This is a genomic window from Methylocystis heyeri (genome assembly GCF_004802635.2).
Taxonomy (GTDB): domain Bacteria; phylum Pseudomonadota; class Alphaproteobacteria; order Rhizobiales; family Beijerinckiaceae; genus Methylocystis; species Methylocystis heyeri.
In genome coordinates, this window is sequence record NZ_CP046052.1 from 2,070,255 (window position 1) to 2,091,848 (window position 21,594).

A 21,594-nucleotide genomic window follows, 5' to 3' on the forward strand; every position below is an offset into this window, starting at 1 on the left:
TTAGAACCTCCCATGACAGCTTCCGCACGCCGCGCCAACGAAAACCCCGCCGGAGCCGCCTCCGCGCTGTTGACCCGCATCGGCGTGTTCCTGCTTTTCATGGTCTCGCTGCTCGCGCCCATTCTCGCGGGGCAGACGATCTATATCCTGCTGCCGGTGGGGGCGGCGCTGCTGCTGGCCGGCGCCACCGTCTCTCCGGAAACCGGCGAGAAGACCAAATCCCTGCGCGAGATGCTGGCCAAGCCCCCGGTGGTGGGAGCCCTGTTCCTCGTCACCTTCACCGGCCTCTCCCTGACCTGGACGCCGTTTGCGTCCCAGTCCGTGGAGCGTTTCGTCAAGGACGGCGCGACGCTCGCGCTGGTCGCGATCGCCGCCGGCTTTCTGCCGCAGCGCACCCGCACCTGCAATCTCAACCTCCTGCCCATCGGCGTGGCCGCGGCGGCGGCCTCCCTCGCCGCGGCCGGCGCCTTGAGCCTTTGGGCGCGCAAGCAGCTCACCATCGAAGAGCTCATCGACGGAACCGCCCTGGCGCGCTCGGGCGTCGGCCTCTGTCTGCTCATGTGGCCCGCGGCGGGCGCTCTCGCAGTGCGGGGAAGATGGTATCTGGCCGGGGCGCTGACGGCGCTCTCCACGGCGGCGGTTCTTCTTTCGGGCGCGCCCAATGTCGCGCCGGCGCTGATTGCGGGCGGCGCCGTGTTCTTGCTTTCCTTCGGCCGCTCGCGCCGCGTCGCCCGTCCTCTCGGCTCGGTCGCCGCCGCGATCATCGCCCTCGCGCCCATCCTGGCGCTCGCAGTTCACTTCGCGCTCGGCCCCCGCACGCCCGACTTCGCCCGTTCGCTCGACGTCTGGGGGCGGATCGTCGCGACCGACGGACCGCGCACCCTGATCGGACATGGCTTCGGCTCGGCCTTTTACGGCCTCTTCGGGGGTTATCTCGATCCCCGCACGCCCCGAAGCCTGGCGTTCCAGATATGGTTCGATCTCGGCGCGCTGGGGGCCGGCGCCTTCGCGGCCATGGCGGCCAAGGCGTTTTCGCGCATCGGCCCCCTGCGCCCCGCCCTTGCGCCTTTCCTCCTCGCCGGCCTCGGCGCGGGCCTGTCCATCTGCCTGTTGGGTCCCGCGGCGGAACAGCTCTGGGCCTTCACGCTGGCGGGGCTCGACGCCATTGCTTATGTTCTCGTAATCAGGGGCCAGTTCCGCAAGAAACGCCCGCAGGTTCCGACGAGCTGGAGTTCCCCGGCGGAGGAAAAATAGCCGCATTGCGCCCCGGACGGCGCTCGCCCGCCCCAGAAAGAGACTGCAGTCTTCCGACGCGCCATCAGGAGTTTCGCCGAAATTGACCGACGCAGCTACGAGCCTCACTTCATCGGTGACGCCCATCGAGGCCGGAGAGGCGGTCATCAGCGCCGCCTTTATCGAGACCGCCCCGATATTGGCGCTGGCGAACGGCGTCGCGCTGCTCCCCGCGACCGGCAAGCGCGCCGCAGCCCACGCCGATGGAGCCATTCTCTGCACGGCCAGCGACGGGCGGCGCATGGCGACGGGCGGGGACGACGGGCGGCTCGTGGAAGTGGACGCGGCAGGAAACATAAAGGAGATCGCGGACGAGGGCGGCAAATGGATCGACGCCGTGGCGCTGCGCAGCGACGGCGCAATCGCCTGGACCGCAGGACGCGCGGCGCGGGCGCGCGCCGCCTCGGGGGAGACGCGCTCGCTGGATCTGCCCTCGGCCTCGCGCGGGCTCGCCTTCATGCATAAGGGGTATCGGCTCGCCATCGCCCATTACAACGGCGTGAGCCTCTGGTTTCCCGGCGCGCAGGCCAAGCCCGAGACGCTGGAATGGAAAGGCTCCCATCTCGACGTCACCCTTTCGCCGGACGGCCGCTTCCTCATCACCTCGATGCAGGAGAACGCGCTGCACGGCTGGCGGCTCTCCGACAACAAGCACATGCGCATGTCCGGCTATCCCGCCAAGACGCGCTCGCTGTCCTGGTCTCCGGACGGCAAATGGCTGGCGACTTCCGGCGCCGACGCCTGCATTCTGTGGCCGTTCCAGGGCAAGGACGGACCGATGGGCGCAGAACCGCGCGAATGCGGCGTGCGCGCCGGCGTGCAGGCGACGCGGGTCGCCTTCCACCCCACGGCTCTCGTGATCGCGGTCGGTTACGAGGACGGCATGGTGCTGCTGTGCCGCGTGACCGACGGCTCCGAGCTTCTGGTGCGGCGTCCCGACTCCGGCCCCGACGCCAGGATATCCGCGCTGGCCTGGGACGCCCGCGGCGCGCGGCTGCTCTTTGGCGGCGAAAACGGCGCGGCCGGCCTCCTCGCCCTGCCCCAAGCCTGAAAGCCATGGTCCGGCCCGCCGCAAAACTGCTCGCGATCGCCGGCTCGGACCCTTCCGGCGGCGCCGGCGCGCAGGCCGACATCAAAACCTTCTCCGCGCTCGGCGGCTACGGCATGGCGGCCATCACTGCGCTCACCGCGCAGAATACGCAGGGCGTGCTCGCCAGCGTCCCGGTCGCGCCGCAGCTGGTCGCGGCCCAGATCGACGCGATCTTCGCCGACATAGAGGTCGATGCGGTCAAGATCGGCATGCTGGCCCAGGCCGATGTCGCGCATGCGGTCGCCGAGGCTCTCGCGCGGGGCAAGGCTAAAAACATCGTGCTCGATCCGGTGCTGGCGCCGTCGCAGGGCGAAGATTTCTCCTCCGGGGATCTCGCGCCGGCGATCGTCGAAATCCTGCTGCCGATGGCGGCGCTGGTCACGCCCAACCTTGCCGAGGCGGCGGCGCTCACCGCCACGCCGGCCGCGCGCAGCGTGACCGAGATGGAGCGCCAGGCGCGCGCGCTGGTTTCCCTCGGAGCCGGCGCCGCGCTGGTCAAAGGCGGGCATTTGGACGGCGCTCCGGTCGACGTGCTGTTCGCCGCCGGCCAATCGATGCTGTTCGGCGGCGCGCGGGTCGAGACCGGCCAGACCCATGGCACCGGTTGCGCCCTCTCCTCGGCGATAGCGGCCGGGCTGGGCCAAGGCCTCGCGCTGGAACAGGCGGTCGCCCGCGCCAAGACCTGGCTGGAGCACGCCCTCATCGCCGGAGAGGCTTTTCGTCTCGGCCACGGCGCCGGCCCGCCGGATTTCTTCTGGGAGACGCGAGGAGAGCCGGCAGAAGGGCGATAGGACGCCGCCCGTCATGCGGCTTCTCTGGAGGGAAAGGGCCAAGGGAATCGCGAAGTTTTTCCAGGTTAGCCCTTCCGCGAGAGCGCAGCCACGGCTTAACATGAGGCCGCCCTCAACTCCTTGAAGCTCCGAGGCCTCGTGATTTCGCTAAAGACATCGGCGGTCGCCGCCGCAATCCTCTCTGCGTTGCTGTCGTCGCCTCCCGCCGCGCGCGGCGAAGAGGCGGTCGAGACGATCGTGCTGATCCGGCATGGGGAGAAACCGGAAAAAGGACTGGGCCAGCTCAACTGCCGCGGCCTCAATCGCGCGCTGGCGCTGCCTTCCGTGATCGCGAAGGCCTTCGGACGGCCGAGCGCGATTTTCGCGCCCAATCCCTCCCATGAAAAAGACGACGACGGCGTGCCATACGACTATGTGCGGCCGCTCGTCACAGTGGAGCCGACCGCGATTTTCTTCGGGTTGCCCGTCAACGCCAAATTCGGCTACGCCGACATAGCCGGTCTGCAGGCTGCGATCGAACAGCCCGCCTATCGCAACGCCGTCGTGCTCATCGCCTGGGAGCATCATTACGCCGAAGACATGGCGCGCGCGCTTCTTTCCGCCCATGGCGGCGATCCCTCGGTCGTGCCCAAATGGCGCAAGGACGACTTCGACAGCATCTATGTCGTCACCATCGGCGCAGCCAAGGCCGATTTCTCGCACCGGCGCGAAGACCTCGACGGCCAGCCGGACGCCTGTCCGCATTAGGCGAGCACGATTTTTCGGTCACCCTCACCCCGAGGGCCGGCACAGCGCATATCAGCCATTTTATCACGGAGGAAAAAAACAGATGCGGCACAATCTGCTTTTCGCGCCGATCATCGCGCTGGTTCTATGGACTTTCGTCATGTGGGCCTGGCTCTACGCCACCCGCATTCCCGCCATCAGAAAAGGGCGCATAAAACTCATTCCCGAGCAGACCAAGGAAGCCTTCAATGCGCAGATTCCGGCGCAGGCGCGCTGGAAGGCGGACAATTACAATCACCTTCTCGAACAGCCGACGCTCTTCTACGCCGTGACTTTGACTCTCGCCATGCTCGGCGCGGACGATTGGATCAACATCACGCTCGCCTGGAGCTATGTGGCGCTGCGCATCGTCCACAGCCTGGTGCAGGCGACCAGCAACATCATATTGCGGCGGTTCTGGATATTCTTCGCCTCGTCTCTGGTTCTGCTGGCGCTGACTCTGCGCGCTGCGGTGCTGGCTTTTTAGGGCGTCGGGTCAGCGAAATTGATGAGTTTTCAGGCTTCTATTGAAGCGGGCAATTATGGGTCGTGACGATATAAAGCCTCGGCCACATTCTTTGGGTCTCGACGATATTGCAATCGAGACCCATGCGCTCTCTCCATTTCTCCGCCGAGGAGACAGACAAACTCTCGTCCGCGGAGTCGTAGATCAGGTACGAGTCATTGCCGGAGCCGGCTAATCCCCAGCTATCCCACGGAACTACGACGCCATCCTTTTTCATCGCCTCGCGCAGTTGGGTCTGATGCATCGCCGCCCAGACGACGAACAGCGCGCGATCCCTCAGATACGCCGAAGCATAGGCTGCGAAAGGCGTCAAGATCAGCAGCACGACCGCCGCACGAGCGTCGCGCGCCCCTTGCGGCTTCCAGATGCACGCCAGGATGCCGCCAAGAGTGATCAAGAGCAGCGCAGGAAACACGACGAGACCCATTACGAACGCGCCGAAGTCTCTGCTGACGGCGATGAATACCGCCAAGAGCAGCGCCAGAGCCGCCAATATGGTCGCACTATGCGCAAGCAATGAATTGAAAAACTTTCTCATCGCCTGCCTCGCACCTTTAATTTTCGCGCGCCGTTCAATCCGGCCTCGCCGGCGGGGGCGGCGTGTCTCCGTGGCGCCGTGGGATCAGATGGACATGGGCGTGAAAAATCTTCTGCCCTGCGGCGGCTCCGATATTGGAGCCGAAATTGAACCCCTGCACCTCGGGAGCTTCGCGCATGATCGCCTCGCGACAGACGGCGGCGAGCTGGTGCAGGGCCTCGCGCTCCTCGGCGGTGGCCTTGAATATATCCGTCACGTGCCGCTTCGGGATGAGCAGCGTGTGAAGCGGGCGAATCGGAAACCTATCCCTCACGGCGAAGGCCAGTTCGTTTTCGCCTAGAAGGCTGAGCGAATCGACAGAGCAAAAGGGACAGCGATCGCTCGACATTTTTTGCCTCCTGAAAATTTCTTCATAACCGGCTGACGACCTTTGCAGCCGCGATGGCGGGACCGCCTCGCCCATTATAATGCGGCGCGACCCGAGCAGAGGCCTCGCTCGGCGCCGTTCCACCGATGCGGCTGGAAGTCGCATGGAAAAATGCTGTAGCCTGAACGCAACATGGACTCCCGGTTCGCAAAGCCGATCTCGGCGAAGCGAGCGGGGGCGATCGTGGGGATCGTTCAAATCGGCGCTGGCGGCGTCGCATTTAGATGCTTTTGTTTTAACGCGTTTCCCACGCCGAATCGGCATCCGCTTCGGCTGGAGGCGCTCAAATCAAGTGGAAGGGGTGAAGAATGACCCTCGGCAAGAACAGACCGACTCTCGGCGAGAGAATGGTCAGCAGCGTGGCGTGCTTGCTGATAGCGCTGGCCCCGCAGGTCTCCCTGGCGGAGGATCCGGTTCCCGCCCCGGTCCCGAACGCCACGCCCGCCACTCCCCCGGCGCCGGAGGCGCCGGCCCAAAGCCGCTTCACCCAACAGCAGCTCGAGACGCTTCTCGCGCCGATCGCTCTTTATCCCGACGCCCTGCTGGCGCAACTTCTGCCGGCCTCGGCCTATCCCCTCGATATCGTGCAGGCGGCGCGCTGGCTCGAGAGCAACAAGTCCGTCGTCGCAGCGCAGGATTTTTCGGGCGTCGACGCCCAGAACTGGGACCCTTCCGTGAAGGCCATGGCGCGCTTTCCGGAAGTGCTCAGAAAGATGAACGACGATCTCGGCTGGACGACCAATCTGGGCGACGCCATCGTCAACCAGCCCCAGGACGTGGCCAACGTCATTCAGCTCCTGCGCGCAAAGGCGCAAAAGGCCGGGGTTCTGAAAACGACCAGGGAGCAGAAGGTCGCGACCGAGACACAGGGCGGTCGCGAGGTCGTCACGATCCAGTCCCAGGACCCGTCGGTCGTCTATGTCCCTTCTTACGATCCCAACGCGGTCTATCAGCAGCCGGCTTACGACGCGACTGGAGCCGCCGTCGCCGCCGGCCTTTTGACCTTCGGAGCGGCGGTCGCGATCGGCTCCGCCTGGAGCGGCAACTACTGGAACTGGGGGACAGGCGCCTTTTATCCGCCGGTGTGGCCGGGCTATCCCGGCTGGCGTCCGCCCTATGCGGGCTGGCGCCCCGGCCAGCCGGTCGGGGGCGGCATCGGCGCCCGTCCTCCGATCGCGAATGGTCCCTGGCGTCCCGATGGAGGCCGCTACAGGCCGGGCGGACGCCCCCCGGGCGGCATCGGCGGCCGGCCGGGTCTCGGCGGCGGCATCGGCGGCCGGCCGGGTCTCGGCGGGGGGATCGGCGGCCGGCCGGGTCTCGGCGGGGGGATCGGCGGCCGGCCGGGCCTCGGCGGTGGGGTCGGCGGCCGGCCGGGCCTCGGCGGTGGGGTCGGCGGCCGGCCGGGCGCTCGCCCACGGCCGATTGCAAGACCGGCGACCCGTCCCGTCGCCCGTCCACACGCGGGCGGCGCGCGTCGTGGAGCCGCCGCCAGACCTCGCGCCGGGTTCCATCACGGAGCCAGACCCCAGGCAGGGTTCCACCGCGGAGGCTTCGGAGGGGCTCATCGCGGAGGATTTGGCGGAGCTCGCCGTGGCGGCGGCTTTGGAGGGGGCGGATTCCATCGCGGCGGCGGCGGCTTCAGGGGGGGCGGCGGCGGCGGATTCCATCGCGGCGGCGGCGGGGGCGGTTTCAGGGGCGGCGGCGGACGACGGTCGGATCTGAGGCTCAAGCACGGCGTGATGCTGCTGGGGCGCCTTGAAAACGGCCTCGGGGTCTATCGCTTCGTCTATAATGGCGGAGAACGCGCCTATGTCGGCGTGATCGCTCAAGAGGTGCAGGCGGTCATGCCCGAGGCGGTCGCAGTGGGGCGCGACGGATATCTCAGGGTCTTCTACGATCGGTTGGGCGTCGAATTCCAGACCTACGACCATTGGGTCGCGACGGGCGCCCATCTGCCGACCCGGACGCAGAGTCAATAACGGCCGCCGCAATTCAAAGCTGCGGGATTCCTTGAAATGACGCCTACCATCAGAACCTATTCCTGCGCCTGCGGCCGCGTCAAATGCGAGGCCGTCGGCGCGCCGATCTTGAGCGCCGTCTGCTATTGCGCCGATTGTCAGGAAGGCGGCCGCCGCATCGAGGCTCTGCCGGGCGCGGCGCCCGTCCGCGACCCTGACGGCGGCACGCCTTATTTGACCTATCGCGACGACCGCTTTCGCTGCCTCGCCGGAGAAGAGCTGCTGACGGATTACAGGCTGAAGCCGCGATCGCCCACCCGGAGGGTCGTGGCGTCCTGCTGCGACTCCGGTATGTATCTGAAATTCGACCCCGGATTTTGGGTGTCGACCTATCGCCTGAGATATGAGGGCGAACTACCGCCCATAGAGATGAGAACCAACGCCCGGCGCCGAAACCCGGAATACGCGACGCCGACCGACGCGCCGAGCTACCCGGGATTTCCCCTTGGGCTGTTCTGGAGGCTGGCCTCGGCGCGTATCGCGATGCTGCTCGGGCGATAGGCTCGCCGCATCGACCGCCTCACCTGACCTCGACCCTCACCTTTTTCGCCAGCCTCGGCAGCAGCCGGGCCATGTCGCGGCGGCGCAGCGCCACGCAGCCCGCCGTCGCCCCGAGTTCCTCCGTGGCGATGTGAAAGAAAATCGCGCTGCCCCGCCCGCGCACGCGGGGGCTGATGTTGTAGTCGAGCACGCCGATGAAATCATAGAGCCCGTCCTTGCGCCAAAGCTCCTCATGGCTCAGCCGCGAGGAGCCGCGCAGGGGCCGGTTGTAAAGGAAGCTATCGGCGTCGTCGCACCAGATGTCGCTGCGCCGCAGGATGCGGGCCGGCGGCGAGAACTGCGACCGCGAGAATCTTTCCGGCCTGAACAAGGCGAACAGCAGTCGGAAGCTTCCCCTGGGAGTGGCGCCGTCGCCCTCGCGCTTTGCGCCGGTCACGCCTGCGCGCCCAATCGCGCAGGGCAGTGTCAGGGTTCCGCAGCGGAGCCGGCCCCGATGCGGCGAGCCGCAGACGATGCGCGAAACCAGAAGCCGCGCGATCTTCGCGCCAGACCCTTTTGCGATCAAAAGCTTCCTCCCGAGGCTCCCTTGCCCGGCCATGGCCGTGCTTGCGGGAAATAGCATGATTTCGCCGCCGGGGCGGCGAAGGGATCGAAACCGATGGGGCTTTTCCCGCGTTCATGCGACGGGGGCCGGTCCGCCGTGCGGAGGAGAGCCAGCCATGCAACGCCGCGAATTCATCGCCTCAGTCGGAACCGTCGCCGCTTTCGCCGCCGCTTCCCGCGCCTATGCCCAGACCGCGGGAGCCGGGGCGCCGGAGGAGATGCATCCGCCAAAGTTCAAGGCGCTGGAACAGACCAGCATCGAATGCGTCGCCACCGGCAATGATTGCCTGAGGCACTGCTTCGGCATGTTCTCGATGAAAGACACGAGCATGGCCGAATGCGCCGACGCGGCGTTTCAGCTCGTTTCCGCCTGCAACGCGCTCGCGGCGCTCGCCTCGGTCAATTCGTCCCACACCCAGGCTCTCGCCAGGACGGTCGCGCAGGTTTGCGACGACTGCAAAACCCAATGCGACAAGTTTTCGAGGATAGCCGCTTGCGTCGCCTGCGGCGACGCGTGCAAGAAATGCGCGGATGAGTGCCGTAAGGCCTGACTTTTCGGCCGCGAGCGTGAGTGTGGCTCATCCGCGTACGGCTCGAGCCCGCGAGCGCTGGATTGCCGGCGCCAAGGGATGCTATTTTGCCTGCTTGTCAGTTGCAAGGTAGGCGATGGCTCTCTGCGAGGAAAACGGCGCGGCATGTCCGCAGCAAATCAGCGACGAATGGCTGCGGCTGGCGATCGCCGCCGGCGGGATCGGGACCTGGGATTACGACCCCGCCACCGGCTCGACGATAGTCAGCGCCGAAGTGCGTTCGATGTTCGGTTTGGGCGAAAGCCGGCTCGTTACTCCCGAAGCGATCTTTTCAATGCTTGCGGAGGAAGCGCGCGGGAACGCGCGTCAGGCCTTCAGGCGGGCGCTCGATCCCCGGGGCGACGGACATTATCGCGCCGAATACAGGATACGCCGGGCCGACAATGGCGAGGAACGCTGGATCAAATCCATCGGACGGGCTTTCTTTTCCGACGGCAGACTGGTGCGCGTCATCGGAACCTGTCGCGACGTGACGGATGAGGTCTCGACGCAGAGACATCTCGCCGAGAAGACCCGGCTCGCCGAAGAACTCGCCACCATGGGAGCCTGCGTCGCATCGGTGCCCGGCGTCGTCGGCACCATGTACAGAAGCCCCGAGGGCAAGGAATGCTTTCCCTATCTCTCGGCAAAATTCAACGAGGTCTATGGTCTCGATCCCGAAGAGGCGAAGATCGACCTCGCCGCCATCGTCGCGCGGCGTCACCCCGACGACGCGGAACGCTACAGGGCCGCCATCCTCGAATCCGCGCGAAACGGAACAGTGCTTCACCACCAGTTCCGCTGGTTTCACCCGCATAAGGGCATGGTCTGGCTCGAAGTTCAGGGCGCCCCCATGGCGCAGTCGGACGGGGGCTGCGTGTGGCACGGCTATGTCCAGGACATCACCGCCCGCAAACGGGCCGAGGATGAGCTGCGCGCCAGCGAAGCGCGTTTTCGCGCCATTTTCGAAGCCGGCCTGATCGGCGTCTTTTACTGCAACGCGGCGACCGGCGCGGTCACCGACGCCAATGACCGGTTTCTCGAGATGGTCGGTCGCAGCCGCGAGGATCTGGAGGCCGGCGCAATGAATTGGCGAGAACTGACCTCCCCCGCCAATCGCGCCGCGGCGGAGGCCGCTTCGGCGGAGCTGATGCGAACGGGAAAGATCCTTCATCTCGAGTCGGAGGGCCTGCGCACGGACGGCTCCAGAATTCCCGTGCTGGTCGCTTGCGCCCTGCTGGATAAGTCCAGTTGCGAGGCGGTGGCGTTCGTTCTCGACATCAGCGAGCAGAAGCTGAACGAACAGCGGGAAAGAAGACGCCATGCCGACCGACTCGCGACGATGCGCAACCTCGCCGCGGGCATCGCCCACGAAATCAACCAGCCGCTCGCAGCCCTGGGCACATATCTGAAGGCGATGCGCCGGCTGCTGCAAATGCCTCAGGACAAGCGCCCGAGGAGCGTCCTCGAAACGCTCGACAACGCCTCGGCGCAGGTGGCGCGGGCCGGCGCGATCGTTTCGAAAATGCGCTCTTTCATCGCCCATGGCGAGCCGGACCAGTTTCGCCTGAACGCCCACGGGTTGATTCACGAAGCGTTGCATACCACGGCGGCCAATATCGATGCGGCGGGCGTCAAGACGTCGCTCCTGCTCGATGCTACGCAGGATGAAGTTCTGGCCGACAGGACCCAAATGGTCCTCGTCCTGGTGAATCTGATCAGCAACGCCATCGAAGCGATGCGACCCGCATCGAGGCGGGAACTCGTCATTTCGAGCGCCTCGGACGAGAAGGAGATCAGGGTCGACGTCGCCGACACCGGCCCCGGATTGTCGGAAAAGATCAAACCCCATCTGTTCGAGCCCTTCGCCGCGACGAGGCCTAGCGGCATGGGCGTAGGGCTTTCCATCTCGCACGCGATCATCAATGCGCATCACGGCCGCATATGGGCCGAATCGCCGCCCGAAGGCGGCGCCGTTTTCAGCTTCGCCATACCCCTCGCCAATTATCGCGGCGAGGCCGAGGAAGCAGGCGAGACTCCGGTCGAAGGGCGCGCCGCCGACGCTCTGGAGGGCGAAGCGGACAATGTCCCGCGGAACGCTCAAGGACCATGACCGATAGCGAAACAACCGATGTCCTCATTGTGGGCGGCCCCGCATTACGCGCCGCGCTGCTGGAATGTTTCGCCGCGACGGCCGGATTCCAGGCGGCCGAGGCGGCCAGCGCCGGGCAAGCCCTGGAGCGCATGGAGGCGCGGAGTTTCGGCGTCGTGCTCGTGTGCGAAGATCCTGCCGGGGAGGCTTCCGAAGCGCTGCTGCGGTCGGCGCGCGCCTCAGGCTTTTCCGGAGCCGCAATTTTGCTGGCTCATGGATCGGGCGCCGAGGAACGCGGCTTCGACGCCGCCTTCGATCTGCCGGTTCGCTTCAGCCGCCTGATTTCCTGCATTCGGGCCTGCGCGGCGACGCGCGACGCGCCGGTCTCCGGAATAGCCCTGGGAGAGCAGGTCTTTTGCGAAGCGACGCAGACGCTCGCCGGGCCCGAAGGCGCCCGCGCCCTGACCGAAAAGGAAACCGCGATCCTCGCCCGGCTTGCGCGAGCGCAGGGCGGCGTCGTCTCGCGCGACGCGCTGCTGCGCGAAATCTGGGGCTACAATTCTTCCGTCGCCACCCGAACGCTCGAAACCCATATCCACCGACTGCGCCGCAAGATCGAAAAAACCTCCCAGCGCCCCCGGCGCCTGCTGACCGCGCCCGGCGGTTACAGGCTCGCGACAGACTCGCCCGACGAGATGTGATAGGGGTCGAAGCGGATTTCGGGCGCCCGGAGCGGTTATTCGCATATAGGACGGGCGGCGAACCGAGCGACGGGAGAGCGCATGGCCGACGAGATAAACCTGGACGATCTCCTGCATCTGGAGCCCTTCTCGGTTTTCGAGACGTCCGCCCTGCACGAACTTCTTCTGGGCGCGGAGACCCGGCTGCTGCGCGCCGGCGACGTGCTGTTCCGGCGCGGAGACGCCTCCGACGGGGGCTTTCTCCTGACCTCGGGGTCGGCTGCGATCGAGTCGCGCGACCCCGCCAAACCCGCCGAAAAAATCCTGCGGCCGCTGGCGCTGCTGGGAGAGACCGCCCTCATCGCGTCAACGACGCGGCCGATCACGGCGCTTGCGCGCGAACCGTCCGCAGTGCTGAAGATTTCGCGCGCGCTCGTTCACCAGACGCTCGAGAGGCATCCGGCGACCGCGGCGCGGATGCGGCAATTGTTCAGGGACCGGCTGATGCGGCTCGCCCAGAACCTGCAGATTAGCGGCGACGAAACTTAATCCCTCGGCATTCGGTCGGGCGCCTCCAGTTGATTGGCCGGCGAAGAAAACCCCGAGAGACGAAAATCCCTCGGGGTCATGCCCACGCGACAGAACTCGATGAAAACACGCCGGCGGGTTCCGCTCGAAGAGATCGTTCGAGCGAGAGGATTTCACGCCGGCTGCGTCGGTTGAACCGCCTCTTTTTTGCGGCGGTCGCTTCTGCGGATCGCGAAGCGATCTCGCGGAAGCCGGATCATTTTTGCGCGGAGCGCGCTCAGGGCGTCGTTCTGAACGCCACCCGATCGATTTCGGTCGCGGTCATCAGGCTCGCTCTATTTTCACAGTGAAAGTTGAGCGCCTTGCCGTCCGCGGTGTCCACCATGGCGGACTGCCCGGAGGCGACTTCCACGGTCACGCGCGACGGCTTGGCGAGGGGAGGCTCGTCGCTGTAGCTCTCCCAGCTCTCGCCGATCATCATCGTCAGCTTGCAGACGCCGCCAGCGTCAATGAAGTAGGTCACGATATGCTTGCCGCCTTCATTGAGGCTCACAGCGCGCATAGGCTTCAGCGTCAGGGGCGACCACGTTTCCGCCGCATGGAGCGGCGCCACTTCTACGCAGGCAATCGCGCCAGCGAGAGCCAGTTTGAAAATGTGTGCTCCGAACTTCATGGTGCTTCCTTTCATAGTCTTACGACCGAAGCGCTCGTTTGCCTCGATCATAGGGTCCCGCTCTTGCGCGAAGACATGAAGGAACATAGGGGGCCGATGTTGCATTGCAATGAAAAATGGTGCAGTGCGGCAATTTATCGCGTTTTGCTATTGAATTCCCGTTTTATAATAGAACAATCACATAAATGACCTCACCATCAGCGCGATGGCCCGATGTTGGCCGGGCCGTCGCCGAGGGAAGGATTAGAACTCCTGCTTCAATGCCACGAAGAACCCGCGGCGCGGCCCATATTGCGGGGCGAAGACGCCGATCCCGGTTCCGTCGCGCAGTTGATATGCATGGTCGAAGAGGTTGATGACGTCGAAGCGTATCGACAGCGGCTTGCCGAAGACGGCTCCGATTTCGCGCGACAGGCCCAAATTAACCTGGGTATATGGCGAAACATGGGCCGTATTGGCGAAACCGGCCCGCAAGCCCGAGCCGAAGACGAGATCCGCCGAAGCGCGCACGCCCGACAGCACATAGGAAGCCCCGGCCGAGCCGCTCCAGGTCTGGGCGTGGTCGGTATAAATATAATGGCTTGCGATATAGGCGTATTCGTCGGGATCGAACAGGAACTGGTTTGACGACACAAAACGCGCGCGCTGGCGCGCCCAAGCGAGATTGGCGTAGGCGCGCAAATCGCCGCTCTCGTATTTCGCCTTGAACTCGACCCCGGTGTTGTAGGCCCGATCGTAATTGAAGGCGGTCTGAACCAGAGCCTGGCCGAACTGGCCGTCGTCGAGCAGATTTTTCGCCCGCTTGTTGTAGACGTCCAGTCCCGCTTCGAATTCGCGGCTGAATTTCTGCGTCACGCCGCCGTCGAAATAATCCGCGCGCTCGGGCCTTACGGCGCCGGAAAGAGCGATCCCCGGCTGCTGCGTCGTGTTGTTGTAAAGCGCAAGATTGGGCGGCGACGCCAGCGCCTGCGGCGGCGGCGTGAAATAACGCGCATAGCCGACATGGAAGGTCGTGTCTTCCTCGGGCTTGAAAAGAATCGAAGCGCGCGGGCTGAGCTGATTGGCGTCGACATATTGCCACATCTGATCGAAGCGCAGGCCGCCGTTCAACGTCAGATTATCGCGTATCTTCCATTCGTCCTGCGCGTAAACGCCGGCGGTCCAGCCGGTCTTTGCGGCGAGATCATAAACCCCGAAAGGCGCATCAATGGGATTGCCGTCGCCGTCCAGCGGCTCCAGCGACGAACTCGAGACATTGCGCGTGCGCTCTCCGCTGACGACGAAGCCGGCGCGCAGCGTATGGCCGCCGTCGCGACGCCAGGCGCCGTCGCCTTGCAGGCCGTTGACGAGGCTCGCGCGATAGACGTTCGAGGCGACGCCGTTGAAGACCATGTCCCCGATCTGGTCGGGCAGAAAATGCACGGTCGAATAGCGCGAGAACAAGGAAAGCTGTGCGTCGACGTCCCCCGCCGAATGGGTCGCCGCCATCACATTATAGAAATTGCGCTCCACCTGGGTCTCGTTGAGCTTGGCGGAGTTGAACCAGCCGATTCCGAAAGCGGAAAATTGCGGCGCCTGTCCCGGGCTGTTCGGAATCTGAAAATTGGCGACCGAGGTTCCGGTCAAGAAAGTGAGCCGGTTGGCGCCGTCGATGGCGTAGGAGGCATAGCCGAAGAACTTCCCCTGCTGGGTCAGGTCGTGAATCGCCTCATGGCTCGGCGTCGGATTTTCAATGCCGAGGTTGTTTTGCGTCAGCCGCCCGGCGGCGAAGACCTCCCATTGGCCGCTCTTCGCGCCATATTCGAAAGCGCCTTGCCCGGTTCCATGGCTGCCGCCATAGGCCGTGACGCTTCCGTAAGGCGCGGCCGGCGCCTCGCGCGAGACGATATCGACGAGGCCCGCGGTGCGCAGGCCATATTGCGCCGGCAAAGCGCCGGTCACGAGCGACATGGAGCCGATGAAGCCGGTCTCCATCACCTGCCCGAAACCGGCGACGCCGTCCGGCAGCATGACGCCATTGACGCGATATTGCAGATTGGCGTGCTCGTTGCGCACATGAAGATTGCCGCCCGCCGCGGAATCCTGCGTCACGCCGGGAGCCTGAAGCAGAATCTTGTCGAGCGGCGTCTCATTGCCCTGCGGCAAGGACTCGATGTCCTTGCGGTCGAGGGCATAGACATTCGCCCCCTCCTTCGGCAGCAGCCTTTCCAGCGCGGCCGCGCGCGGGTCGGACGCAGCGGCCGGCGTCGGCGGCGGGGTTTGCGCGGGAGCGGGTTCTGCCGGGGCCGGCTTCGCCATGTCGGAGGACGCCGATCCCACCTCGATCGTGGGTAGCGCCTCCTGAGCCGAAGCCGCCCAGTTGCAGCTCGTTAAACCTACCCCTGCGAGGGACAATAGCCGCCAGGCTTTTCGACTTTTCATTGCTTCTTACTCGGAAAATTGGCCAGTGGAGGGTCTATTTAGAAGCATGTTACACCATACATCTGTAGGAATAAGCGAAAGCTGAATCGCCTGACCGACCGCGGCGTCGTGGATTGCTCCGTCTCTCGCTCTTCGATTCATCATTGGCGGCCCCTCGCCGGCTGTTTCAGAGCCAGCATGTTATAACGTTACATGTAACAATATAACATTACAAGAGAGCCGTCCAGCTTCCGGCGCCGGAACGCCGCCGGCGCGAAAAAACTGACGCAGATCGACCGGGGCGGGAGGGTGCAAGGCGCGCCGTGCTAAGAGGGTATGACAAGCTCGAAATCGGGCGAACGCATGCAAACGGAGCGCGCAGGCATGAGTTTCAAGCTGATCATCGGCAACAAGCGATATTCGTCATGGTCGCTGCGGCCGTGGATTCTTTTGAAGGAATTCGGGATTCCGTTCGACGAGGAAGTGGTCCCGCTCTATCGCGACGACTCCAAGGCGAAGCTTCTGGCCTATTCGCCGGCGGGAAAAGTTCCAACGCTCCTGCACGAGGGACGCAGCATATGGGACTCTCTCGCGATCATCGAATATCTGGCCGAGCTTTTCCCTGACCGGCCGATCTGGCCGCGCGAACCCGCCGCCCGCGCCTTTGCCCGATCGCTCGCCTGCGAGATGCATTCGGGGTTTGGCGCCCTGCGCAGCGAATGCCCGACCAATTTCTGCCGCCGGCCCAAGCCGGTCTCACTGTCCGAGGCCGCGCGCGCGGATCTCGCCCGCATCGACGAAGCCTGGCGAGACGCCCGCGCGCGTTTCGGCGAGAGCGGGCCGTTCCTGTTCGGCGCCTTCAGCGCGGCCGACGCCATGTTCGCGCCCGTGGTCATTCGCATCGAAGGCTATGACCTATCCGTTTCTCCGCAAGCCCGCGCCTATATGGAGGCGATAAAGGGGCTTTCCTCATGGAAAGAATGGCTCCGCGAGGGGGCAAGGGAAGAGTGGATTCTGGAGAGGTATGAGCTGTAGTAGCGCAGGCGGCGAAACGCCGGCGCGGTAGAGCGCGCCAGCGGGCCAGAGTGGGCGAGGCGTTGACGACTGTTGCAGACGAAAGAGACGCTCCGAGCAAATGGCAGGCGCGCAAAACAAAATTGTCGCAACAGCTGATTCGTCATTGACGAAAGCGGTTTATGGGTTCACCTTTGTGTCATATCGCGAGCGTGAGGGCAGGCAAGTCAACCCGCCCTTGGCGAGAGGGACCTCGCAAATCGGCGCGATAACAGAGCTCATCCTTTCGAGAGGTAAGCGAGGTGTGCATGACTCCACCGGGTAGCAAGGGGCGGCCTCTCCAGGGTCGCTAAGTCTCGAAGAACTCCACACTGACATTCCAGACACGCCAATATCGATCACACATCTCCGAGCGGGAAGCGGAACGCGAAGGCCAAGCGCGCCACATGCCTGCCGATAGCTGGGTATTCCCAGAGATGTTTCGCAAGGCGAAGTCGTCTCGTCGGCCTCGTAGCGCTCAACGCGCTGCGGGGCCTTCGTCTGTCGGGCGGTCGCCTCATTGGGCGAGCGCGCCGTCACTGCGAGGAGCAACGCGACGAAGCAGTCCAGGGGATTGTTACGGCTCTGGACCGCTTCGCCTGCGGCTCGCGATGACGGCGTGGTTGTGAACCACTGACGCTTGCGGAGCTCCGCTACCCCATCGTCGACCTGAAGGCCCCGCCGTCGAGCAGGATGTTCTGGCCGATCATATAGCCGGCATATCGGCTGCACATGAATGCCGCCATCGCGCCGAATTCTTGCGGAGAGCCGAAACGCCCCGTCGGATTGGCGGCGTAGGCTTCGTTTCTGATCTCTTCGACCGACATCCCCCGGGCGCTCGCCGTTTTCTGAAGGAGCGAGGCGATACGATCGGTTTCGTGCATCCCCGGCAAAAGATTGTTGATGACGACGCCATGTCTCGCCACCTGCCGCGCCACGCCCGCGACGAAGCCGGTAAGGCCGCTTCGCGCCGCATTGGACAATCCCAACTCCTCGACCGGCGATTTGACCGTCGCCGAAGTGATGTTGACGATCCGACCCCAGCCGCGGTCGATCATGCCGGGCAGAACGCTTTTGATCAGCATGATGGGCGTCAGCATATTGGCGTCGATGGCGCCGAGCCAGGCGTCCCGATCCCAATCCGACCACATGCCCGGCGGCGGCCCCCCGGCATTGGTGATGAGAATATCGGGCGCGGGCTCCGCTTCGAGCAATAGCCGCCGCCCCGCCTCAACCGTCACGTCCGCGGCGACTGTGCGCACCTCGACGCCATAGCGCGCGCTTATCTCTTTTGCGGTTCGCTCCAGCGTTTCCGCGGTGCGGGCGTTGAGCGTCAAACCAACGCCGGCCTCCGCCAATTTCTCGGCGACGCCGCGCCCCAGCCCTTTCGAACTGCCGCAAACAATCGCGCGCCTGCCCTTAATGCCGAGATCCATTGGGGCTCCTCAAATTATGTTGATCCGAGCCAATCCCCTCATCCCGAGGAGGCCTCGAAGGAGGCCGTCTCAAGGGATGGGCCGCCCGCAGAGTTTAGGAGATTTCTCCCTTTGCACATCCTTCGAGACGCCCGCTTGGGCGCATTCCGCAAAAGTTGAAAGACTTTTGCGAGACGAATGCGGCCCCACAATCTAATTCTGGCACGATTTCTTATCGCTCGAACGAATCCGTTCGAGCGGAAAGCGCGCCGCGAGCCCTCAGGATGATGTTGGGAAAGCGACAGCTTCACCCAATCGTAGCGCCGCCCGCCCCCACTTCCTAATCCGCCACATTTCGCTTTAACAAAGGGGTCTCCGGCCATGGGGCGCGATTCGCCCCCGCCGCAGCCTTGGAGTGTTTCCGGTTTTGACCGGAAAGACTCCAAGGTTTGATAGTTTTATCGTGTTTTCTTCAGGCGAACCGGTATCCACTTCGCTCGAAAACACCCTGGAGCGCCCGCCGATGATAAAGACTGTTCCGACCACGCCCTATCAGGACCAGCGCCCCGGCACCTCCGGGCTGCGCAAGAAAGTCCCCGTCTTCCAGCAGGCCAATTATGTCGAGAACTTCGTCCAGGCGATTTTCGACAGCCTCGAAGGCTTTGCGGGCCAGACTCTCGTGGTCGGCGGCGACGGCCGTTACTACAATCGCGAGGCGGTGCAGAAAATCCTGAAAATCGCGGCCGCCAACGGCTTTGGCCGCGCGGTGGTCGGACAGGGAGGCATTCTCTCGACCCCCGCCGTCTCGGCGCTGATCCGCTCGATAAAAGCCTTCGGCGGAATCGTGCTTTCCGCCAGCCATAATCCCGGCGGGCCGGACGGCGATTTCGGCATCAAATACAATATTTCCAACGGCGGCCCGGCGCCGGAAAAGATCACCGAGGCGATCTACGCCCGCACCCGCATCATCGATTCATACAAGATCATAGAGGCGAGCGACGTCGAACTCGACCGACTCGGCGTCTCGCAAATCGGCGACATGAAAATCGAAATCGTCGACAGCGTGCAGAATTATCAGGCGCTGATGCAGACGCTGTTCGACTTCGACCGCATCCGCGACGCCTTCAGACGCGGCTTTGCGATCAAATTCGACGCCATGTCGGCCGTGACCGGCCCCTATGCGCGCGCGATCCTCGAAGACGCGCTGGGCGCGGCCAAAGGCAGCGTGCTCAACGGCGTGCCCCTGCCCGATTTCGGCCATCACCATCCCGATCCCAATCTCGTCCACGCCAGGCATCTCTACGACCTCGCGATGTCCGCCCTGGCGCCTGATCTCTGCGCGGCGTCAGACGGCGACGGCGACCGCAATCTCATCATCGGACGCTCGCGTTTCGTGACGCCCTCCGACAGTCTCGCCATTCTCGCCGCCAACGCCCATCTCGCCCCGGGCTACCGCAATGGGATCGCCGGCGTCGCCCGCTCCATGCCGACCAGCGGCGCCGCCGACCGCGTGGCGCAAAAGATGGGAATCGCCATTTACGAAACGCCCACCGGCTGGAAGTTTTTCGGCAATCTGCTCGACGCCGGGCTGGTGACGATCTGCGGCGAAGAAAGCGCGGGCACGGGCTCCAACCATGTGCGCGAAAAAGACGGGCTGTGGGCGGTGCTGCTGTGGCTCGATATTCTCGCCGCGCGCAAGAGAAGCGTCGACGAGATAGTGCGAGAGCATTGGGCGACCTACGGCCGCAATTATTATTCGCGTCACGACTACGAAGAAGTCGACGCCGACGGCGCCAATGCGCTGATCAAAAATCTGCGCGACGGACTGCCGACGTTAAAGGGAAAGACCTTCGGCGGGCTCGAAATCGCCGACGCCGACGACTTCGCCTATCACGATCCGGTCGACGGCTCCGACTCCGCCAATCAGGGCCTGCGCCTGATGTTCGCGGACGGTTCGCGCATCGTCTATCGACTCTCCGGCACCGGCACCGCGGGCGCGACGCTACGCGTCTATATCGAGCGCTACCAGCCCGACGCGGCGCTACAGGACATCGAAACCCAGGCCGCGCTTTCGGATCTCATCGGCCAGTCGCGCTCGATCGCGGATATCGAGCGCTTCACCGGCCGCGCCGAGCCGAGCGTGATCACCTGATGCGAATTCCGCTCTTTTGGAGCGGCATTTCATATCCCTTCGCCGCAGAAATCGATGCCGATCGGTGATTTTTGCGGCGGTCGCGTCCGCGTATCGCGAAGCGATCTCGCGGAAGCCGTATAAGAGGCCAAGCCATGTTGCAGTCCGTCGCCCGCGGCTCTTTCCCCGAGCATGAATCGCGCGCAGCGATCATGGCCGAGCTTCACGCCCGGCCTTTTCTGCCGCTCGCGACGCCGCGCCGCGTCTATCATTTCGCCTTCGCGACCAATGAGGACGAAGCCCGTAACGACCGCGAGGAGATCGAACGCCTCGCCACGGCGCATCCGGGCGAGGCGGCGAGCGACGCCAAATTCCTGACGATGAGCTTCGGCGCCTGGGAATTGCGCTGGGAGCAGCACACCGAATTCACCACCTACACCTGGTCCACCTCAGAAGGCGCGCAAACGCCCTTCTCGCATCCCGACCCGTTGAGAAGCGGCGAGATCGACTTTCGCGCGCCCGGCCGGCTGATCGTGGCGACGCATCTTTGCGTCGTGGACGGCGGGCATGATCTCGAAAGCCTCGCGGCGCTGTTCAATTCGCAAAGCCTCTGCGTCATCGGCGCCGCAAAGGGCGCGGCCCATGTGCTGACGGATTTCGCGCTCGACGCCTACGGCTTCACCCGCATGGCGATCCGCTACAACGCCGCCGGCGAACTCGGCGCGGGCCGCGTCGCGCAGCGCGCGCTGGAGGTCGAAACCTATCGCACGCTGGCGCTGCTCGGCCTGCCCGAGGCGCGCCGCGCCAGCCCCGAGCTGCGCGCGATGGAGCGCGAGGTTTCCGGCATCACCCATGCGCTGAGCCAGTTGCAGGACGCCCGCACCAATCAGGATCTGTTGCAGAGACTGTCGGACCTTCTGGCGGCGAGCGAGGCGCTGGCGACCAGGACCGCCTTCCGCTTCGGCGCGAGCCGCGCTTACCACGCGCTGGTGAAGCACCGGCTGGAGCTGCTGCAGGAAACCAAGGAGGGCGAATATGTCACGCTTTCCGCCTTCCTGCGCGCCCGGCTCGATCCCGCGATCGAGACCTGCAACGCCGTGGAGGCGCGGGAGGCGCGTCTTTCCAGCCAGGTCGAGCGCGCGATCACCCTGATGCGCACGGGCCTCACCTTCGAGCTGGAGCGCCAGAACAGCAGCCTGCTGGACGACATGAACCGCCGCGCGCGGCTGCAGCTGCGCCTGCAGCGCATCGTGCAGGGCATCTCGACCGCGGCGCTGACTTATTACCTCCTGGGCCTGAGCGCTTTCGTCGCCAAGGGCGTGGAGGACGCCGGCTGGCTGCCCGCCGCAATGACCGCAGAGGAAGTCACGGCGCTGTCCCTTCCCTTGTCGATTCTCGCTTCCTGGCTGTTCATGGAACGGCTGCGGCATCTTTCCAAGAAAGCGGCCAAGGAGGAGCAGGTCGACTGAGGCCTTTTTCGGGGTCGCCGAACCGGTTTTCA

At 64.7% G+C, this 21,594-nt stretch carries 20 protein-coding genes; 14 read left to right on the forward strand and 6 right to left on the reverse strand.

Features of this window, described 5'->3' with window-relative positions:
* The first annotated feature begins 12 nt into the window (after positions 1–12).
* The 5 genes from H2LOC_RS09460 (at position 13) to H2LOC_RS09480 (ending at position 4,426) form a co-directional block, all read left to right on the forward strand.
* Positions 13–1,254, forward strand: coding sequence for a hypothetical protein (locus H2LOC_RS09460; RefSeq protein WP_136496178.1), 1,242 nt, complete (start codon positions 13–15; stop codon positions 1,252–1,254).
* An 82-nt stretch (positions 1,255–1,336) separates the two neighbouring features.
* Entirely contained in the window at positions 1,337–2,344 is a 1,008-nt protein-coding gene (locus H2LOC_RS09465) for a WD40 repeat domain-containing protein (protein ID WP_136496179.1), read from the forward strand.
* 5 nt (positions 2,345–2,349) lie between these two features.
* The gene (gene thiD / locus H2LOC_RS09470; protein WP_136496180.1) at positions 2,350–3,174 is read left to right on the forward strand and encodes a bifunctional hydroxymethylpyrimidine kinase/phosphomethylpyrimidine kinase; all 825 of its coding nucleotides are present in this window, start codon (positions 2,350–2,352) and stop codon (positions 3,172–3,174) included.
* Between the two features lie 138 nt (positions 3,175–3,312).
* Positions 3,313–3,921, forward strand: a complete 609-nt coding sequence (locus tag H2LOC_RS09475; RefSeq protein WP_136496181.1) for a hypothetical protein — start codon at positions 3,313–3,315, stop codon at positions 3,919–3,921.
* Between the two features lie 82 nt (positions 3,922–4,003).
* Complete coding sequence (locus H2LOC_RS09480) at positions 4,004–4,426, forward strand: MAPEG family protein (protein WP_136496182.1); 423 nt, start codon at positions 4,004–4,006, stop codon at positions 4,424–4,426.
* Between the two features lie 37 nt (positions 4,427–4,463).
* On the opposite strand, the gene H2LOC_RS09485 is transcribed toward H2LOC_RS09480, so the two are convergent.
* Complete coding sequence (locus H2LOC_RS09485; protein ID WP_136496183.1) at positions 4,464–5,003, reverse strand: hypothetical protein; 540 nt, start codon at positions 5,001–5,003, stop codon at positions 4,464–4,466.
* Between the two features lie 34 nt (positions 5,004–5,037).
* Entirely contained in the window at positions 5,038–5,391 is a 354-nt protein-coding gene (locus tag H2LOC_RS09490; RefSeq protein ID WP_136496184.1) for an HIT family protein, read from the reverse strand.
* Between the two features lie 347 nt (positions 5,392–5,738).
* Here H2LOC_RS09490 and H2LOC_RS09495 point away from each other — a divergent pair, with 347 nt between their 5' ends.
* Positions 5,739–7,409, forward strand: a complete 1,671-nt coding sequence (locus tag H2LOC_RS09495; protein ID WP_136496185.1) for a DUF3300 domain-containing protein — start codon at positions 5,739–5,741, stop codon at positions 7,407–7,409.
* Positions 7,410–7,445: 36 nt separating this feature from the next.
* Positions 7,446–7,949, forward strand: coding sequence for a GFA family protein (locus tag H2LOC_RS09500; RefSeq protein ID WP_136496186.1), 504 nt, complete (start codon positions 7,446–7,448; stop codon positions 7,947–7,949).
* A 19-nt stretch (positions 7,950–7,968) separates the two neighbouring features.
* On the opposite strand, the gene H2LOC_RS09505 is transcribed toward H2LOC_RS09500, so the two are convergent.
* The gene (locus tag H2LOC_RS09505) at positions 7,969–8,571 is read right to left on the reverse strand and encodes a L,D-transpeptidase family protein (protein ID WP_246207095.1); all 603 of its coding nucleotides are present in this window, start codon (positions 8,569–8,571) and stop codon (positions 7,969–7,971) included.
* A gap of 97 nt (positions 8,572–8,668) precedes the next feature.
* Here H2LOC_RS09505 and H2LOC_RS09510 point away from each other — a divergent pair, with 97 nt between their 5' ends.
* The 4 genes from H2LOC_RS09510 to H2LOC_RS09525 all read left to right on the forward strand — a co-directional run bounded on the left by H2LOC_RS09510 (position 8,669) and on the right by H2LOC_RS09525 (position 12,442).
* Positions 8,669–9,103 (forward strand): four-helix bundle copper-binding protein, encoded by a 435-nt coding sequence (locus H2LOC_RS09510; protein ID WP_136496187.1) that lies wholly within the window; start codon positions 8,669–8,671, stop codon positions 9,101–9,103.
* Between the two features lie 115 nt (positions 9,104–9,218).
* Positions 9,219–11,234 carry a PAS domain-containing sensor histidine kinase gene (locus H2LOC_RS09515; RefSeq protein WP_136496188.1) on the forward strand — a complete coding sequence of 672 codons (2,016 nt, stop codon included), beginning with the start codon at positions 9,219–9,221 and terminating at the stop codon, positions 11,232–11,234.
* Positions 11,231–11,914 carry a winged helix-turn-helix domain-containing protein gene (locus H2LOC_RS09520; protein ID WP_202620559.1) on the forward strand — a complete coding sequence of 228 codons (684 nt, stop codon included), beginning with the start codon at positions 11,231–11,233 and terminating at the stop codon, positions 11,912–11,914. The genes H2LOC_RS09515 and H2LOC_RS09520 overlap by 4 nt, the downstream gene beginning before the upstream one ends.
* A gap of 81 nt (positions 11,915–11,995) precedes the next feature.
* The gene (locus tag H2LOC_RS09525) at positions 11,996–12,442 is read left to right on the forward strand and encodes a Crp/Fnr family transcriptional regulator (RefSeq protein WP_136496189.1); all 447 of its coding nucleotides are present in this window, start codon (positions 11,996–11,998) and stop codon (positions 12,440–12,442) included.
* Positions 12,443–12,698: 256 nt separating this feature from the next.
* On the opposite strand, the gene H2LOC_RS09530 is transcribed toward H2LOC_RS09525, so the two are convergent.
* Both H2LOC_RS09530 and H2LOC_RS09535 read right to left on the reverse strand, forming a co-directional pair.
* Complete coding sequence (locus H2LOC_RS09530; protein WP_136496190.1) at positions 12,699–13,145, reverse strand: hypothetical protein; 447 nt, start codon at positions 13,143–13,145, stop codon at positions 12,699–12,701.
* A gap of 192 nt (positions 13,146–13,337) precedes the next feature.
* Complete coding sequence (locus H2LOC_RS09535; protein ID WP_136496191.1) at positions 13,338–15,515, reverse strand: TonB-dependent receptor; 2,178 nt, start codon at positions 15,513–15,515, stop codon at positions 13,338–13,340.
* A gap of 363 nt (positions 15,516–15,878) precedes the next feature.
* Here H2LOC_RS09535 and H2LOC_RS09540 point away from each other — a divergent pair, with 363 nt between their 5' ends.
* Positions 15,879–16,529 carry a glutathione S-transferase family protein gene (locus tag H2LOC_RS09540; protein WP_136496192.1) on the forward strand — a complete coding sequence of 217 codons (651 nt, stop codon included), beginning with the start codon at positions 15,879–15,881 and terminating at the stop codon, positions 16,527–16,529.
* A 671-nt stretch (positions 16,530–17,200) separates the two neighbouring features.
* On the opposite strand, the gene H2LOC_RS09545 is transcribed toward H2LOC_RS09540, so the two are convergent.
* Entirely contained in the window at positions 17,201–17,983 is a 783-nt protein-coding gene (locus H2LOC_RS09545) for an SDR family oxidoreductase (RefSeq protein ID WP_136496193.1), read from the reverse strand.
* A 502-nt stretch (positions 17,984–18,485) separates the two neighbouring features.
* On the opposite strand from H2LOC_RS09545, the gene H2LOC_RS09550 reads away from it, so the two are divergent.
* The gene (locus H2LOC_RS09550; protein WP_154331612.1) at positions 18,486–20,114 is read left to right on the forward strand and encodes an alpha-D-glucose phosphate-specific phosphoglucomutase; all 1,629 of its coding nucleotides are present in this window, start codon (positions 18,486–18,488) and stop codon (positions 20,112–20,114) included.
* 134 nt (positions 20,115–20,248) lie between these two features.
* Positions 20,249–21,562, forward strand: coding sequence for a DUF3422 family protein (locus H2LOC_RS09555; RefSeq protein ID WP_154331613.1), 1,314 nt, complete (start codon positions 20,249–20,251; stop codon positions 21,560–21,562).
* The last annotated feature ends 32 nt before the right edge of the window (positions 21,563–21,594 follow it).

Bases quoted from the DNA above. Each gene is read 5' to 3' on its own strand.
- H2LOC_RS09520 (WP_202620559.1), top strand. From the start codon at position 11,231: ATGACCGATAGCGAAACAACCGATGTCCTCATTGTGGGCGGCCCCGCA.
- H2LOC_RS09510 (WP_136496187.1), top strand. From the start codon at position 8,669: ATGCAACGCCGCGAATTCATCGCCTCAGTCGGAACCGTCGCCGCTTTC.
- H2LOC_RS09500 (WP_136496186.1), top strand. From the start codon at position 7,446: ATGACGCCTACCATCAGAACCTATTCCTGCGCCTGCGGCCGCGTCAAA.
- H2LOC_RS09480 (WP_136496182.1), top strand. From the start codon at position 4,004: ATGCGGCACAATCTGCTTTTCGCGCCGATCATCGCGCTGGTTCTATGG.
- H2LOC_RS09515 (WP_136496188.1), top strand. From the start codon at position 9,219: ATGGCTCTCTGCGAGGAAAACGGCGCGGCATGTCCGCAGCAAATCAGC.
- H2LOC_RS09495 (WP_136496185.1), top strand. From the start codon at position 5,739: ATGACCCTCGGCAAGAACAGACCGACTCTCGGCGAGAGAATGGTCAGC.
- H2LOC_RS09535 (WP_136496191.1), bottom strand. From the start codon at position 15,515: ATGAAAAGTCGAAAAGCCTGGCGGCTATTGTCCCTCGCAGGGGTAGGT.
- H2LOC_RS09540 (WP_136496192.1), top strand. From the start codon at position 15,879: ATGAGTTTCAAGCTGATCATCGGCAACAAGCGATATTCGTCATGGTCG.
- H2LOC_RS09545 (WP_136496193.1), bottom strand. From the start codon at position 17,983: ATGGATCTCGGCATTAAGGGCAGGCGCGCGATTGTTTGCGGCAGTTCG.
- thiD (WP_136496180.1), top strand. From the start codon at position 2,350: ATGGTCCGGCCCGCCGCAAAACTGCTCGCGATCGCCGGCTCGGACCCT.
- H2LOC_RS09525 (WP_136496189.1), top strand. From the start codon at position 11,996: ATGGCCGACGAGATAAACCTGGACGATCTCCTGCATCTGGAGCCCTTC.
- H2LOC_RS09485 (WP_136496183.1), bottom strand. From the start codon at position 5,003: ATGAGAAAGTTTTTCAATTCATTGCTTGCGCATAGTGCGACCATATTG.
- H2LOC_RS09490 (WP_136496184.1), bottom strand. From the start codon at position 5,391: ATGTCGAGCGATCGCTGTCCCTTTTGCTCTGTCGATTCGCTCAGCCTT.
- H2LOC_RS09530 (WP_136496190.1), bottom strand. From the start codon at position 13,145: ATGATCGAGGCAAACGAGCGCTTCGGTCGTAAGACTATGAAAGGAAGC.
- H2LOC_RS09505 (WP_246207095.1), bottom strand. From the start codon at position 8,571: ATGCTATTTCCCGCAAGCACGGCCATGGCCGGGCAAGGGAGCCTCGGG.
- H2LOC_RS09555 (WP_154331613.1), top strand. From the start codon at position 20,249: ATGTTGCAGTCCGTCGCCCGCGGCTCTTTCCCCGAGCATGAATCGCGC.
- H2LOC_RS09550 (WP_154331612.1), top strand. From the start codon at position 18,486: ATGATAAAGACTGTTCCGACCACGCCCTATCAGGACCAGCGCCCCGGC.
- H2LOC_RS09460 (WP_136496178.1), top strand. From the start codon at position 13: ATGACAGCTTCCGCACGCCGCGCCAACGAAAACCCCGCCGGAGCCGCC.